General features: G+C 35.1%; 13 protein-coding genes, 2 tRNA genes, 1 pseudogene and 1 riboswitch. Of the genes and pseudogenes, 13 read left to right on the plus strand and 3 right to left on the minus strand.

Going from position 1 to position 16,082, the window contains the following annotated elements; all coding sequences use genetic code 11:
* Positions 1–58: 58 nt before the first annotated feature.
* Complete coding sequence (locus tag KTB61_RS01745; protein WP_075758977.1) at positions 59–1,333, minus strand: HlyC/CorC family transporter; 1,275 nt, start codon at positions 1,331–1,333, stop codon at positions 59–61.
* 128 nt (positions 1,334–1,461) lie between these two features.
* On the opposite strand from KTB61_RS01745, the gene KTB61_RS01750 reads away from it, so the two are divergent.
* From KTB61_RS01750 to KTB61_RS13195, 6 genes and pseudogenes are all read left to right on the plus strand, one after another.
* Positions 1,462–1,923, plus strand: coding sequence for a methylated-DNA--[protein]-cysteine S-methyltransferase (locus KTB61_RS01750; protein WP_075758976.1), 462 nt, complete (start codon positions 1,462–1,464; stop codon positions 1,921–1,923).
* A gap of 145 nt (positions 1,924–2,068) precedes the next feature.
* Positions 2,069–3,135 (plus strand): annotated as a pseudogene (locus KTB61_RS13315) (MATE family efflux transporter).
* A gap of 10 nt (positions 3,136–3,145) precedes the next feature.
* Positions 3,146–3,703, plus strand: coding sequence for a manganese efflux pump MntP (locus tag KTB61_RS01760; protein ID WP_075758975.1), 558 nt, complete (start codon positions 3,146–3,148; stop codon positions 3,701–3,703).
* Positions 3,704–3,837: 134 nt separating this feature from the next.
* Positions 3,838–6,027: an anaerobic ribonucleoside-triphosphate reductase gene (nrdD, locus tag KTB61_RS01765; protein ID WP_075758974.1), complete on the plus strand. Its 2,190-nt coding sequence runs from the start codon at positions 3,838–3,840 to the stop codon at positions 6,025–6,027.
* 11 nt (positions 6,028–6,038) lie between these two features.
* On the plus strand, positions 6,039–6,524 hold the full coding sequence (nrdG, locus tag KTB61_RS01770) for an anaerobic ribonucleoside-triphosphate reductase activating protein (protein ID WP_216696672.1): 486 nt from the start codon (positions 6,039–6,041) through the stop codon (positions 6,522–6,524).
* A 129-nt stretch (positions 6,525–6,653) separates the two neighbouring features.
* A complete protein-coding gene (locus tag KTB61_RS13195; RefSeq protein WP_216696673.1) occupies positions 6,654–7,379 on the plus strand; it encodes a LytR/AlgR family response regulator transcription factor in 726 nt (241 codons plus the stop codon).
* Positions 7,380–7,679: 300 nt separating this feature from the next.
* Here the strand turns inward: KTB61_RS13195 and KTB61_RS01780 are convergent, their stop codons facing one another.
* Entirely contained in the window at positions 7,680–8,687 is a 1,008-nt protein-coding gene (locus tag KTB61_RS01780) for an ABC transporter substrate-binding protein (protein WP_216696674.1), read from the minus strand.
* Positions 8,688–9,043: 356 nt separating this feature from the next.
* On the opposite strand from KTB61_RS01780, the gene KTB61_RS01785 reads away from it, so the two are divergent.
* The 3 genes from KTB61_RS01785 (at position 9,044) to KTB61_RS01795 (ending at position 12,435) form a co-directional block, all read left to right on the plus strand.
* Complete coding sequence (locus tag KTB61_RS01785; RefSeq protein WP_216696675.1) at positions 9,044–10,309, plus strand: glycosyl hydrolase family 18 protein; 1,266 nt, start codon at positions 9,044–9,046, stop codon at positions 10,307–10,309.
* Positions 10,310–10,411: 102 nt separating this feature from the next.
* A riboswitch (glycine riboswitch) is annotated at positions 10,412–10,508 on the plus strand.
* 156 nt (positions 10,509–10,664) lie between these two features.
* Entirely contained in the window at positions 10,665–12,077 is a 1,413-nt protein-coding gene (locus tag KTB61_RS01790) for an alanine/glycine:cation symporter family protein (protein WP_075758969.1), read from the plus strand.
* 70 nt (positions 12,078–12,147) lie between these two features.
* On the plus strand, positions 12,148–12,435 hold the full coding sequence (locus tag KTB61_RS01795; RefSeq protein ID WP_075758968.1) for a YerC/YecD family TrpR-related protein: 288 nt from the start codon (positions 12,148–12,150) through the stop codon (positions 12,433–12,435).
* 7 nt (positions 12,436–12,442) lie between these two features.
* Here KTB61_RS01795 and KTB61_RS01800 read toward each other — a convergent pair whose 3' ends face one another.
* The gene (locus tag KTB61_RS01800; protein WP_075758967.1) at positions 12,443–13,054 is read right to left on the minus strand and encodes a DUF1836 domain-containing protein; all 612 of its coding nucleotides are present in this window, start codon (positions 13,052–13,054) and stop codon (positions 12,443–12,445) included.
* A gap of 129 nt (positions 13,055–13,183) precedes the next feature.
* On the opposite strand from KTB61_RS01800, the gene pcrA reads away from it, so the two are divergent.
* From pcrA to KTB61_RS01820, 4 genes are all read left to right on the plus strand, one after another.
* On the plus strand, positions 13,184–15,394 hold the full coding sequence (gene pcrA, locus KTB61_RS01805) for a DNA helicase PcrA (RefSeq protein ID WP_216696676.1): 2,211 nt from the start codon (positions 13,184–13,186) through the stop codon (positions 15,392–15,394).
* Between the two features lie 65 nt (positions 15,395–15,459).
* Positions 15,460–15,726 (plus strand): DUF4366 domain-containing protein, encoded by a 267-nt coding sequence (locus tag KTB61_RS01810; RefSeq protein ID WP_075758965.1) that lies wholly within the window; start codon positions 15,460–15,462, stop codon positions 15,724–15,726.
* 204 nt (positions 15,727–15,930) lie between these two features.
* Positions 15,931–16,005 (plus strand) — tRNA-Pro (locus KTB61_RS01815).
* A gap of 4 nt (positions 16,006–16,009) precedes the next feature.
* Positions 16,010–16,080: transfer RNA gene (locus KTB61_RS01820), tRNA-Gly, on the plus strand.
* The last annotated feature ends 2 nt before the right edge of the window (positions 16,081–16,082 follow it).

The following is a 16,082-nucleotide window of genomic DNA, read 5'->3' on the forward strand; positions in this document are numbered from 1 at the left end:
AATAAGACCATGACTCTCAAATTGAAGTCATGGTCTTATTCATTACATAACATATTTCTTATTCAGTTTCAGTATGAGATTTTCTTTTCATGTGAATCGTTTCCATGCGATTTTTTTCAACATGATCAATCTGAAAAATAAACTGTTGATCTTCAGCGGTTTCCCCTTCTTCTGGGAGGTGATCCAGTAGTTCGATCATATAACCGCCAAGTGAATCGTAGTCTTCAGATGTAATATCAGTATCAATCAGATCATTTAGATCGTCCAGTTTCATGGAAGCATCTACAAGATAGGATCCATCATCCAGCTGCTGGAAACTGTTCATTTCATCTTGGTCATATTCATCACGGATTTCACCAAAAATTTCTTCTACAATATCTTCTAATGTAATAAGTCCAGCAGTAATTCCATATTCATCTAATACAATAGAGAAACTAACAGATTTTTCCCGCATTTGAGATAAAAGGCTGGAAACTTTTTGTGTTTCATAAGTAAAAAAAGGTTCTCTTAGAACATCTTTTAGCTGGAAAACTTCATCACGATGTTTTGTTCTGTAAAAATATACATCTTTTAAATATACGATGCCAACAACTTTATCTTTGCTTCCTTCGTAGACTGGGAGTCTGGAAAAACGTGCTTCTGTAAATGTTTCCATAACTTCATCATATGAGGAATCAATAGAGACGAAGGATACATCGATTCTTGGAATCATTATGTCTTTGGCAATTGCATCCTTAAAATCAAAAACATTGTTTAACATATCCTTTTCATCATCTTCAATAACCCCGTCTTCATGACTGACATCTACAATGGTGCGCAGCTCCCTCTCAGTCATAATTTGTTTGGATTGTTTAGAATCAATATGAAGCAGAATCAGCAGCCCTGTTGAAAGTTTATTGATGATAAAAACAACAGGAGTTAAAAGTCTGGTAATAAAATAAATGCTGGAAGCATAAGATAACGCAAGCTTTGTGTTCTTAATAGTTGCATAAGTCTTTGGTGTAATTTCACCAAAAATTAAAACAAGAACAGTCAAAATACCAGTTGCAATACCAGCTCCCATATTGCCGAAAATTTCAATGGCCAGGGTTGTAGATAAAGATGTAACAGATATATTTACAAGGTTATTTCCAACCAGAATGCTGGAAAGCATCTGACTGGGATTCTCGATAAGCTTCAAAACGGTTTCTGCCCGCTTATCACCATCTTCTGCTATTGCACGAACTGCATGCTGGTTAACTGTTGTTAAGGCAGTTTCTGCTGAAGAAAAATAAGCAGAAAGAGCTAATAAAATAATAATTCCTATAAGCTGGAATATGACACTGGGGTCCAAATTAAAATCCCTCCTAGATAAAATTAAAAAATTGTTTTCATGTTCAATTACCACAATTTTACGAAAGAAATTAAGACTTGTCAACTCTATTCAATCTGATACAATATATATGTAAAGGAGATGGGCATATGAGATACTATTACGATTATAATTTTCCAATCGGAAGATTAACAATTGTGGATGACGGGCATGGCATATGTGGCATACATTTCCACACACAAGGAAGAGACGTCGGAATGAAAAGAGAAACCCCAAATATTCAGAATACTGCATATCAGCTGACGGAATATTTTGCTGGAGAGAGAACAGAATTTGATCTTCCCTTATCTTTTCATGGAACAGAATTTCAACAGAAGGTTTGGAAAGCATTGTGTGAGATACCTTACGGACAGACTTGTACATATAAGGATATTGCAGAGAAGATTGGAATTCCAAAGGGCTGCAGGGCGGTTGGAATGGCGAATAATCAGAATCCAATAGCTATAGTGGTGCCATGCCACAGAGTAATTGGAATTAATGGATCTTTAACTGGATATTCAGGAGGACTGGATTTAAAAGAATTTCTTTTAGAATTGGAACATGCACTTTAATCGTCTTTTCCAGGTGATTTATTAAGAGAAGGAGTATTATGTCTTGACATAATATTCCTTTTATTTATACAATAAGAAGTTGTGTATTATGAGCAGAAACGTTTCGGTTATTAATAAGATAAGAGGCAAAGAGGGAAAGAAAGATATGAAAGGGAAAAAAGAGAATATAGAAGAAAATAAAATGGGAACTATGCCGGTATCTAAGCTGGTAATTTCTATGTCATTTCCCATGATGATTTCAATGACTGTTCAGGCATTATATAATGTTGTAGATAGTATTTTTGTATCCAGATTAAGCGAGCATGCATTGACAGCAGTATCAATGGCATTCCCCATACAGAATTTGATGATTGCTGTTGTAGCAGGACTGGCTGTCGGAATTAATTCTCTTCTTTCCAGAAGTCTGGGAGAAGGGAATCAGGAAAAAGTAAATAGCTGTGCTGATCATGGGTTGTTTCTGGTGTCTATTGGTTATTTGATTTTTTTATGTACAGGTCTATTTTTGTCCATGGATTTATGGTAAAGCAAACAAATATTCCGACCATTGTTCAAGGAGGAACAATGTATCTGAGAATATGTTGTATCTGTTCCTTCGGACTTATGGGGCAGATGACTTTTGAAAGACTTCTTCAGTCTACAGGAAGAACTATTTATACTATGATTACTCAGGGAATGGGAGCACTGATCAATATTATTCTGGATCCTATTCTTATTTTTGGATATTTTGGTTTGCCTAAAATGGGAATAGCAGGAGCAGCAACTGCAACTGTTATTGGACAGAATGCAGCTTGGATTCTCGCTATGTTTTATTATGCAGTCCATCGGGTCTGTTATGCAGTTGGAATTATGGCAGTTGGATTGGTTATTATCCAAACGATACCTGGAAGGCTATTAATGCTGTTTGATGCTTCGGAAACGATGTTGCAGATTGGTGTTCCGGCCTTAAGAATTATTAGTCTGAGCTTTGTTTTTGCAGGATATTGCGTTATTTTATCAGGGGTATTTCAGGCTTTGGGAAATGGAATCTACAGTATGATGGTTTCTGTTGCAAGGCAGTTAATAGTATTGCTTCCAGTAGCATTTTTATTTTCAAGGATTGGGGAATTATCCATGGTTTGGTTTGCTTATCCAGTTGCAGAAATTGCTTCTGTGGCAGTAAGTACATTTTTTTACCGAAGAATTAATCATCATATAATACATTACATAAGATAGGAGAAAAAACATGGATTTTTTGACACTGTTGATTTTATCAGTAGGACTGGCAATGGATGCTTTTGCAGTATCGATTTGTAAAGGACTTGCTATGAAAAGGGCAACTATTGAAAAAGCTTCTGTGGTAGGATTGTGGTTTGGAGTTTTTCAGGCCGGAATGCCCGTTTTAGGATACTTATTAGGGACACAGTTCAAAGAGCAGATTACAAGGGTAGATCACTGGATTGCTTTTATCCTTCTGGGAATGATCGGAATGAATATGATAAAAGAAGCAGAATCTGAAGATGAAGAAGCAGATGATTCGCTGGCTGTTAAGGAAATGTTTCTTTTAGCAGTTGCCACCAGCATTGATGCTTTAGCTGTTGGAATCACGTTTGCTTTTTTAAAGGTAAATATTGTTGAAGCAGCTTCTACGATTGGAATCAGCACATTTGTTATATCTGCAGCAGGAGTAAAAATCGGGAATCTATTTGGGACAAAATATAAATCTAAAGCAGAACTGGCAGGAGGAGTAATTCTGATACTTTTAGGTATGAAGATTCTTTTGGAGCATTTAGGAGTGTTATAAAGAATTATAAAAAGATGAAAGATTTCCTTTCTTTTTTTCATAAAACGGTGTATGATAGGGATGCAGCACAATATGTTGTGTCTGAAGAATGAACTAATAACAATATTTGGTATAAAATATATGAGGTGGAAAATATGAATTCTGAAGTAAAAACGAAGATAATCAAACGAAATGGAGAAGAGGTAGAGTTTAATATTGAGAAAATCAGTAATGCCATAGGCAAAGCAAATAAAGAAGTGCCAAAGATTCATCAAATGAATAAATATCAGATTGTTGCCATTGCAGATAATGTTGCACAGCAGGTAAAAACATCTTCCCACGCGGTTAACGTGGAAGATATCCAGAATATGGTTGAAACAGGAATCATGGAGATGAGAGGTTATGAGGTAGCACAGAAATATGTGAGATACCGTTATAAGAGAGAAATCTCCAGAAAATCAAATACAACAGATGATGGAATTTTGTCATTGCTGGAGAACATAAACGAAGAGGTTAATCAGGAAAATTCTAATAAGAATCCAGTAATCAATTCAACGCAGAGAGATTATATGGCTGGAGAAGTCAGTAAGGATTTATCCAAACGTGTTCTGCTTCCAGATGAAATCGTCAAAGCTCATGAAGAAGGTATCATCCATTTTCATGATTCTGATTACTTTGCTCAGAAAGAACATAATTGCGATTTGATCAATTTGGAAGATATGCTCCAGAATGGGACAGTTATTAGTGAAACTATGATTGAAAAACCCCATTCATTTTTTACAGCATGTAATGTGACTACACAGATCGTTGCTCAGGTTGCAAGTAACCAATATGGAGGACAGTCATTTACACTTGCTCATCTTGCCCCATTTGTAGATATTAGTCGTAAGAAACTTCGTCAAAATGTTATTCGAGAAAGAAAAGCATCTGGTGAAAGCATGGATGAAACGATTATTGATAAGATTACTGAGATGCGTCTTTATGATGAAGTCAAACAGGGAATTCAAACTATTCAGTATCAGCTTGTTACATTGATGACATGTAATGGACAGGCACCATTTGTTACTGTTTTTATGTATCTGGATGAAGTGCCGGAAGGACAGATAAGAGACGATCTTGCACTTGTTATTGAAGAAGTGCTGAAACAGAGAATCCAGGGAGTAAAAAATGAAAAAGGTGTATGGATTACACCTGCCTTTCCAAAGCTGATTTATGCATTGGATGATGATAATATTACACCGGATTCAAAATACTGGTATTTAACAGAGCTGGCAGCCAAATGTACAGCAAAACGTATGGTTCCGGATTATATATCAGCAAAAGTAATGCGGCAGTTAAAACAGGGAGATGTGTATACCTGTATGGGATGCCGTTCTTTCCTTACAGTGGAAGATTCACAGAGAAATCCTGATGGAAGTCATAAATATTATGGACGTTTTAATCAGGGGGTTGTTACGATCAATCTTGTTGATGTGGCATGTTCTTCTTATGGAGATATGAGTAGATTCTGGGAAATTCTAGAAGAACGTCTGGAATTATGCCATCGTGCTTTAAGATGTCGCCATGAAAGGCTGTTAGGAACTGTTTCAGATGTTGCACCGATTTTATGGCAGCATGGAGCACTTGCACGTTTGAAAAAAGGAGAAAAAATTGACAAATTGTTATACAATGGATACTCAACTATTTCTCTTGGATACGCGGGTCTTTATGAAATGTGCGTCAGAATGACGGGTAAATCACACACTGATCCTGCTGGAAAAGAATTTGCATTAAAGGTAATGCAAAAACTTAATGATAAATGTAAAGAATGGAAAGAAGCAGAAAATATCAGTTATTCTGTATATGGAACTCCAATGGAATCTACCACATATAAATTTGCCAAGTGTCTTCAGAAACGATTTGGAATTATTGAAGGAGTTACAGATAAAAATTATATTACAAATAGTTATCATGTTCATGTAACGGAGGAAATCGATGCATTTACCAAATTGGAATTTGAATCAGAATTCCAGAAATTATCTCCGGGAGGAGCTATCAGTTATATTGAAGTCCCTAATATGCAGAATAATATCCAGGCAGTATTGACTGTCATGCAGTTTATTTATGATAATATTATGTATGCGGAATTAAATACTAAAAGCGATTATTGTGAAGTATGCGGTTATGATGGAGAAATTAAGATAGAGAAAGATGAATCCGGGAAATTAATTTGGAAATGTCCAAACTGTGGAAATACTGATCAGGATCATATGTTTGTTGCACGGCGGACATGTGGTTATATAGGAACTCAATTCTGGAATCAGGGTCGTACACAGGAAATAAAAGATAGAGTTCTTCATTTATAAAAGGTGATAATATGTATTATGGGAATATAAAAAAGTGTGATATTGCCAATGGACCAGGAGTTAGGGTCAGCCTTTTTGTATCAGGCTGTCGAAATTGCTGCCCTGGATGTTTTAATAGGGAAACCTGGGATTTTCAATATGGACAGCTTTACACACAAGAGACGGAAGATCAGATTATTAAAATGCTGAGACCCGATTATATTGAAGGTTTTTCTCTTTTGGGAGGGGAACCATTTGAGGAAGAAAATCAGGAAGTTTTGTGTAAGTTGTTAAAGAAGATTAAGACCTTTTATCCAGATAAAACTGTATGGTGTTATACAGGATACATATTTGATTCTGATCTGCAGGAAGGTGGAAAAAAATATACAGAAAATACTAAAGAAATGCTATCATATATTGATATACTTGTAGATGGACAGTTTATTGAAGAAGAAAAAGATATTTCCCTGCAGTTTAGAGGGAGCAGAAATCAGAGGATTATAGAGATAAATAATTAGAAAAAGAAGTATTTTGCATGAAAATGTAGAATACTTCTTTTTTTTGTACTGAAAATATAGTAAAAATATGTTATCATTAACATAGATTTTGATTCTATGAGTTAAAGTAATAAAGTGAGGGTTATATCAGTGGTCCAAAGAATTGTCATATGCGATGATAATAAAAAAGAACTGGAGGATGCCGCAAGGCTTATTCGGGAATTTTTTGATGAAATAAAAAAAGATATAGAGATTACACAATATAGGAGTGGACAAAGTCTTGTTGAAGATTGCCAGAATGGGAAAATATATCCTGATATGTTATTTATTGATATTGAAATGAATGGTCTGACGGGTATTGAAACTGTAAAGTACATTAATCAATCTATACCGCAATGTTCTGTGGTTTATATGACGAATTATCTGGAATATGCCACAGAAGTATATACTACGGATCATATATATTATGTAATGAAATATGAATTAAAGCAACGTCTTCCGGAAATCTACCAGAAATGGCTGCATTTAAATCAGGAATATAATGAAAAAGTTCAGATTCCAATAAAGAACAGTGGATTTGAAATTGTGCGATTAAAAGATATTTTATATGCAGAACGAAAGAACAGAATAACATATATTTTTACAGAGAAGAAGGTTATTCAGACAAAAATGAAGATAGTGGAACTGGAAGAAATTCTAGATGAGTCGAAGATTGTTCGATGTCATGCAAGTTTTATGGTTGGAATGTGTCATATCATAAGATTCCAGAGAGAAGAGATTCTTGTAAAGGATGGTACTAAAATTCCAGTCAGCCGCAGATATCAGAAAGAAGTACGTGAAAAGTATCTGCAGTGGTTCGAGTCACATTTATTCTAAATTTGCAATGAGAGTCAATATATGCAAAATTAGACAAAAAAATGACAAAACTGGAAAAGATTTTATAGATAAAGTGAAGTATAATATAAATGTGCGTCAGGGGAGGATAATTCATCAAAGGGGAATTAGAAAGTATAGATGCCACGGTACGATATGTCATAAATCAATATGGTACAAGGATGTTTGTTTAGAGGATATTGTCTTGTGTAGGAGCAGAGACGATATCCCGGACAACATAAGTGAAACGTTAAAATGTTGCCGGAAGTTGTTGAGACTTCCGGCTTTTATCATTTAAAATGATCAGTAAGATGCTTTTTTTGCAAAAGATTGATCAATAAGTTTATCAAATGGAACATTTTCTTTTAACTCACCGGCATCTTTTAAAATATCCTGGAGCAGGTTAAAACCATCTTTGGAAAAATCTGGAGTTGTTTTATAAGTGTCCTGTTCTTTATAGCGCTTTATGATCTTTGTCAGGTCGTTCTTGGATACATCAGGAAATTGATTGCCGATGACTTCTGCAATATCTTCTGGAGAATGTTTTTCGACATAGGATTGGCCTTTTGCGATGGCATTGGTAAAACCCTGAATGATATTCGGATTTTTTTTCAGGTAGCTTTTTTTTGCACAGTAGGCTGTATATGGTACAAATCCGCTTTCTACCCCAAGGGAAGAAACTACATATCCGGCACCTTGTTTTTCAAGAGCTGTTGCATTAGGTTCAAATTCTACAGTAAAATCACCAGTACCTCCTGCAAATGCCCCAGAGGTATTGGCAAAATCAATATTTTGAATTAGATTTACATCTTTTTCTGGATTTAACCCATTTTGTTTTAAAATATATTCAAGAATCATCTGTGGCATACCGCCTTTTCTACCGCCAATTAAATTTTTTCCTTTTAAATCTGTCCAGTGAAAATCTTTGATTTTTTTTCTGGATACGAGAAAATTGCCGGCACGCTGGGTTAACTGAGCAAAACAGACAGCATAGTCTTTATTACCTTCATTATATTGATATATAGCAGCTTCCGGTCCCATAAAACCAATATCTGCATTATCAGAAATAACGGCGGTCATTGTTTTATCTGCACCAAAACCTGTATCAACTTTTAGATCTATTCCTTCTTCTTTAAAATACCCTTTTTCAATTGCAACATATTGAGGGGCATAAAAAATAGAGTGTGTAACTTCGTTTAAGGTGACTTTTGTCAGTTTGTCAGTTTTTTTATCCTTTGGATCACAGCCGGTAGAAAAGATACAGACTATGGAGACTGAAAGCAGTAATGCGAAGATTTTTCGAAATCTCATAAATGCTCCTTAAAATATACGTTGGTATAGTATATGAAGAAATAGAGTAAAATGTGAAAAGCTATTGAGTGGATATAGAAGAGATTATTAATTGTGTTTAACGGAGAAAAAAAGAGGAGCCGGAAGAATTAACTTCCGGCATTATGAAAAAGTATGAAAAAAAGTTTTAGCAAAGTTAGCAATGTATATTAGCTACTTGCTATAGTCATAGTTTAACCATAAAATGTGAAAAAAATGTGATAATAATTTGATAAAAATATGTTGTGAAATTTTTTTTTGAAAAATATATAAAATCTGAATTTCGTAAGTATAGTTGTTAAAAAATATTTATAGAATGAAAGAAAAAGGATGTTTCCATGATACATGTAACAGAAGCAGGAGAAACGATAGAATCTATTGCATATAGATATGGAGTATCTTCTCAAAGTATTATTTTCAACAATCAATTGAGGAATGAAAAACTGGTTATTGGGCAGGCGCTGTTAATTTTAATTCCGGAAATTGTATATGAAGTTTCTGCTGGGGATTCTTTGTTTTCTATCAGCCAGAAGTATGGAATTTCAATAAAACAAATTTTAAGAAATAATCTATGGATATTGCAGGATTCACTGCATCCAGGAGATGTACTGGTTATATCTTATGAGGAATCGAAGAAAGAAATTTTACAGATTATGGGATATGCATATCCGTTTATCTTAGAAGAAATATTAAATGAAGTTCTTTTATATGTGGGAAAGCTGTTGATTTTTTCATATGGATTTACAAGAATGGGGGATCTTATACCTCCTCATGGAGAAGAACGTTTGATTCAGAAGGCAATTAAAATGGGTGTAGACCCGATTTTGGTTTTGACACCTTTCTCTGAAAATGGAACTTTTAGTAATCAACTAGTAAAGGCAGTAGTAGAAGATCTTCCCATGCAGGAACGTTTGATTGAAAATCTTCTTTTAGAAGTGGAAAGTAAAAAATATAGAGGTGTAGATATAGATTTTGAGTATATTCTGGCAGAAAACCGAGATGGTTATGCTGCTTTTGTGAGAAATTTAAGGGAAGTTATGTCAGCAAAGGGATATCAGGTATCAGTGGCACTGGCACCGAAGATTTCGAAAAACCAGCCGGGATTGCTATATGAGGGAGTAGATTATAAGGCTTTAGGAGAGGCTGCAAATACTGTATTTTTAATGACTTACGAGTGGGGATATACATATGGGCCGCCTATGGCTGTGGCACCATTAAACAAAGTTCGTCAGGTTTTGGATTATGCAGTAACAGAAATACCAGAAGAAAAAATTTTAATGGGGATTCCAAATTATGGATATGACTGGCCATTGCCATATGAATCAGGTATTACAAAAGCAGAGACCATAGGAAATGTTCAGGCAGTAGAACGTGCACTGGAGTATGAGGCAGTCATAGAATTTGATGAAATAGCAAAATCTCCATATTTCCATTACAAGGCAGATAATATAGAACATGAAGTATGGTTTGAAGATGTAAGGAGTATTGAAGCAAAAATTCAGCTGATTACATCTTATGGTTTTTTGGGAGCAGGATACTGGAATCTGATGCGTCCTTTTCGTGCAAATTGGATGTATTTAAACAATATGTACATATTAGAATAAAAATCGTTGAAAAAAACAAAAAATACTTGCAAAAACAGTATATTTTCGATAAAGTATACATTGCGGATTAAAAATGATGAACATGGTTTTCAGAAAAATGAAAACAAAATCTCTGGAGAGTCTCATAAGTGAGCGCCGAAGGTGTACGGCTATAAGAAAGAACAGCCAATCTCTCAGGCAAAAGGACAGAGCTTTATAAGCAATGTAATGTGTAGATACTCTTTAGGGGCTGATGTTTTATCAGCTCTTTTTTTGCGTTGCGGCAACCGGGAAGACTTGAAAGTTATTTTATGCGTAAAAGAAGTTATCAGAAATATATTCGTATGATAAATTTTAATTTTTGGGAGGAAAAACAATGTTTAAAACATTAAATGATGCTCTGGTGAGCATTGACAACCTTGTTTGGGGGCTGCCCCTGATTATATTAATTTTGGCAACGGGAATTTTTCTAACGCTGCGTTTGAGAGGCCTTCAAGTGAAACATCTTGGAAAAGCATTGCATTATATTTTTCACAATGAAGAAGATGGAAAGGGAGAAGTAAGCAGTTTTGGAGCATTATGTACAGCACTTTCTGCAACCATTGGAACTGGAAATATCGTAGGATGTGCTACTGCAATTGTAGCAGGAGGTCCAGGAGCTTTATTCTGGATGTGGCTGGCTGCTTTTTTTGGAATGGCTACAAAATATGCGGAAGGAATGCTTGCTGTAAAATATCGTGAAATTGATGAAGATGGACATGCTTTAGGCGGACCATTTTACTACATTGAAAAAGGAATGGGAAAAAACTGGAAGTGGCTGGCAAAACTATTCTGTATCTTCGGTACCATGGTTGGTTTATTTGGAATTGGTACATTTACACAGGTGAATGGGATTACTACTGCTGTGCGAAATTTCTTTGATCCCAATAATGTACATACAGTGAAACTGTTTGGAATGGATTATTCATGGAGCATCATCATTGCAGGAATTATTCTAACTGTTTGTGTAGGAATGGTTGTTATTGGTGGAATTAAGCGTATTTCCAAAGTATCTGAAGTTATTGTGCCGTTTATGGCAGTTACATATATTACAATATGTCTTTTGGTCGTTGTAACACATCTTCCTCAGGTTCCGGGAGCTTTTGTGGAAATTGTTCAGTCTGCATTCGGATTAAGGGCAGCAGTTGGAGGAGCAATGGGAGCTATGATGGTTGCAATGCAGAAGGGAATTGCACGCGGGATTTTCTCAAATGAAGCAGGGCTTGGTTCTGCACCGATTGCAGCTGCTGCAGCTCAGACCAATGAACCTGTGCGTCAGGGATTGGTATCAATGACAGGAACGTTTATTGACACAATTGTTGTATGTACAATGACAGGTTTGACGATTGTGATTACCGGAAGCTGGAATGTTGGTCTGGATGGTGTTGATGTAACTACCAGAGCTTTTTCCTTGGGACTTCCGTTTCCTGAAAGAGTATCAACCTTCTTACTGATGATGTGTCTGGTATTTTTTGCATTTACGACTATTCTTGGATGGGACTATTATAGTGAACGTTGTCTGGAATATTTGACCAATGGAAAACAAATTTTTGTAACAGTATTCAAGTGGTTGTATATTCTGGCTGTATTTATTGGACCATTTATGACTCTGGAAGCAGTCTGGACAATTGCAGATATTTGTAATGGATTGATGGCATTTCCGAACCTGATTGCCTTGCTGGCTCTAAATGGAGATGTGGTATCGGAAACTAAAAGTTATTTTACGAGATTAAAAAATATAAAGGGATAAAATACTTCTTTACTTTAGCGTGCTGATGCTGTATATTTGGAATAGAAGCATAGAAAGGAAGTAAAAGCCAATGAGTAAGAAGATTAAGACAGAGGCTGTGAAAAGATTGTTTCAGGCTGTTTTAACGTTGGAGACAGAAGAAGAATGTTTTACATTTTTTGAGGATTTATGCACAGTAAATGAATTAGAATCGTTGGCCCAGAGATTTGAAGTTGCATCTATGCTGAGGGACAAGCATACTTATCTGGAAGTTGCAGAGAAGACAGGTGCCTCTACAGCAACTATCAGCAGGGTAAATCGTTCACTGAATTATGGAAGTGACGGCTACGATATGGTATTTAAAAAAATGAAGAAATAGGATTTTCCTATTTCTTCTTTTTTTCACCTTTTTTTCTGTTTTCCTCGGGCTGATACAGTTCATCAATCATTTTTTCAATGACTTGCTTTCGAAGATAAATATCATATCCCAGTAAAGCGATAAAAGAAAACTGTTGTAAAAATTTTTTTTCAGAGTCCTCAGAAATACCGGAAAATGTTTCCTGGGCTTTTTGGGCAGTATCTAAAATAGATTGCTTTATGGCCGTGGTATGATCGTGTTCTATGCTATATAATTCCTCATAAATTTTATAAAATGCATTCTTGTCCTTGCTGTCATAAAAATGTTCTGTGAGGGGATCTAAAATGGATTTAATATCAGATATTGACAGAAAATTTTTGAGATAATAAATATAAATCAAAAGAATTATATGGTTTTTAGAGTACTTCTTTTTGTAAGAAGGTGGTAAAAGCTGATTCTTTGAATAATTGTTTATCATTGTTTTTGTAAAAATTTTATCTGTATCAAATCGCTTTGTATTTAAAAGCTGTTCCTCAAGAAAAGTTGTAACCTGATCCATGTAAAGATCAATATTAGGAATATCTTCGGGCAGTACATAATCAAGTTTCATCCATTTTTCTAATTTGTTTTCGAATTCCATAGTCTTCTCCTTATTTCGTAATTACATTATACGGTTATTTAAACTATCTGACAAGAGCTCGATGCATTTTGACTACGGATATGATATACTAAAAATCATTCCAATTAGAATTTAGAAAGGGATAAAATTATGGGGAATTATGATACATTAAATGAACAGCAGAGAGAGGCTGTTTTTTGTACGGAAGGACCGTTATTGTTACTGGCAGGAGCGGGCTCCGGTAAAACAAGAGTACTCACTCACAGAATTGCTTATTTAATTGAGCAGGGAGTAAACCCGTATCATATAATGGCGATAACATTTACTAATAAAGCAGCAAGAGAAATGAGAGAACGAGTGGATAATCTGGTTGGATATGGAGCTGAACATATCTGGGTCAGTACATTTCATTCCACCTGTGTCAGAATCTTAAGACGCCATATTGATAAACTTGGTTATGGAAATAGCTTTACGATTTATGATGCTGATGATCAGAAATCTTTAATTAAAGATATTTGCAAACGTTTTAAAGTGGATACTAAACTGATGCCGGAAAGACGGATCATGAATGCAATTTCTTCTGCAAAAGATGAGTTTATTACACCTTCTGAATATGAAATGAAATATCAGTTTGATTTTAAAAAGAAAAAGATTGCGGAAATATACAAAGAGTATCAAAAACAGTTAAAATCTAATAATGCATTGGATTTTGATGATTTGCTGTTTAAAACTGTTGAACTGTTTCAGTTTCATCCGGAAATTTTAGATTATTATCAGGAAAGATTTCGTTATATAATGGTGGACGAGTATCAGGATACCAATACTATTCAGTTTCAGCTGATAAGCATGCTGGCAAGGAAATATCGTAATCTTTGTGTTGTAGGTGATGATGATCAGTCAATTTATAAATTTCGCGGTGCCAATGTTAAGAATATTCTGAATTTTGAGAATGTATTTCCTGATGCAGTTACAATAAAGCTTGAACAAAATTACAGGTCTACAAAAAATATCCTGAATGCTGCCAATGAGGTAATTGCCAACAATGAGGGAAGAAAAGAAAAAAAACTATGGACAGAGAATGAAGAAGGAGATTTAATTGAATTTCATCAGTATGGGACAGAATATGAAGAAGCAGGGCAGATTGTAAATAAAATAGAAGAATTATCCAATGATGGTTATGAATTTAAAAATATGGCTGTATTATACAGGACCAATGCTCAGTCCCGTGTATTTGAAGAGCGTTTTATGCTGAAAAATATTCCTTATAGAATTGTTGGAGGAACTAATTTCTATCAGAGAAAAGAAATAAAAGATATGATTTGTTATCTGAAAGCAGTTGACAATGGTATGGATGACCTGGCAGCAAAACGAATCATAAATGTTCCGCGTAGAGGAATTGGGGCCGCATCCATTGATAAAATTCAGACATATGCTATGGAACATAATATGGGATTTTTGGATGCCTGTTTTTCTGCGGCGGACATTACCACTTTAGGAAATGCTAAAAAGAAGATACAGACTTTTGCAGATTTAATAAGTGATTTCAGGAGAAAACAGCAGGAAAGTTCTCTGGAGGAATTGTTTCATTATATAATTGAGCAGACAGGTTATGTAGAAGGATTGAAAGCAGAAGGAACAGAGGAAGCAGAAGGAAGAATTGAAAATATCAATGAACTTCTAAATAAAATCGTAACTTATGAAAAAGAAGCTGAAGAATCGGATCTTTCTGGACTTTTGGAGGAAATAGCCCTTGTAGCTGATATTGATAATCTGGAAGAATCAGATAATAGAGTGGTACTGATGACATTACATAGTGCAAAAGGACTTGAATTTCCTTATGTATTTATTTGTGGTATGGAAGACGGTATTTTTCCAGGATATATGACGATCATGTCGGAAGATGAGGAAGAGATGGAGGAAGAACGTCGTTTATGTTATGTAGGTATTACCCGTGCCAAGGATAAATTGTTTTTGAGTGCCGCACAGAGAAGAATGATGCAGGGAAGAACACAATTTAATAAGGTGTCTCGTTTTGTAGATGAGATACCAAAAGAGCTCTTGAAACTGGATCAAGGAATTAATTTGAAAGATAAGCGTCTGGAAAAAGCTTTGTTTTCTTCTAACAGGAATCAAAAATTTAGAAAGCCCTATCAGGCAAAATCCTTTTCTTCTACACAGATAGAATCTCTATCTTACAATGTGGGAGACTATGTTAAGCACATGAAATTTGGATGTGGAAAAGTGACGGAAATTGTTTCTGGAGGTCGTGATTTTGAAGTAACAGTAGATTTTGAAAAATGTGGAGTAAAGAAAATGTTTGCCTCTTTTGCAAAATTGAAAAAAGTGGATGAAAATCATTAAAAAAGTTAGTAATGAAACAGAATAAGTGATATAATAAAAAAAACACATAAGAAAGGGTGAATGACATGAAAAATTTAGAGGAATTATTAAGTGTTGCCAAGGTATCCGATATGATCGGCAAGAAGGAGAAAGAAGAAAATAAGATTGTGTGGGCTCTTGCTATTATCGGTGCAATTGCAGCCGTAGCAGGAATTGCATATGCAGTTTATAAATATCTGACACCTGATTATATGGATGATTTTGATGAAGATTTCGATGATGATTTTGATGAAGATTTCTTCGATGATGAAGAACTTGATGTAACGGAAGATGACATTGACGAAGTAGAATAAAAAAGTCTGACAATAGAGCATCTGAAAAATCAGATGCTCTATTATATTTTTTTGACAGGAAAGCAGTTAAAACCGCATAAAATCGACATTTTTTATAAGTTATAAAAAAATTAAAAAAAATGTTGACATTTGCAGAGACCTTCTGTATAATAAATCTTGCTGTTGAGGAAAACAGTTAAACGAGAGAAAATCTCAGTGTAATTCCGGGGTGTGGCTCAGCTTGGCTAGAGCGCTTGATTTGGGATCAAGAGGTCGCAGGTTCGAATCCTGTCACCCCGATTATGCGGGTGTAGTTCAATGGTAGAACTCCAGCCTTCCAAGCTGATCACGTGGGTTCGATTCCCATCACCCGCTTT

The organism is Anaerostipes faecalis, from assembly GCF_018982945.1.
Classification (GTDB): Bacteria; Bacillota; Clostridia; order Lachnospirales; family Lachnospiraceae; genus Anaerostipes; species Anaerostipes faecalis.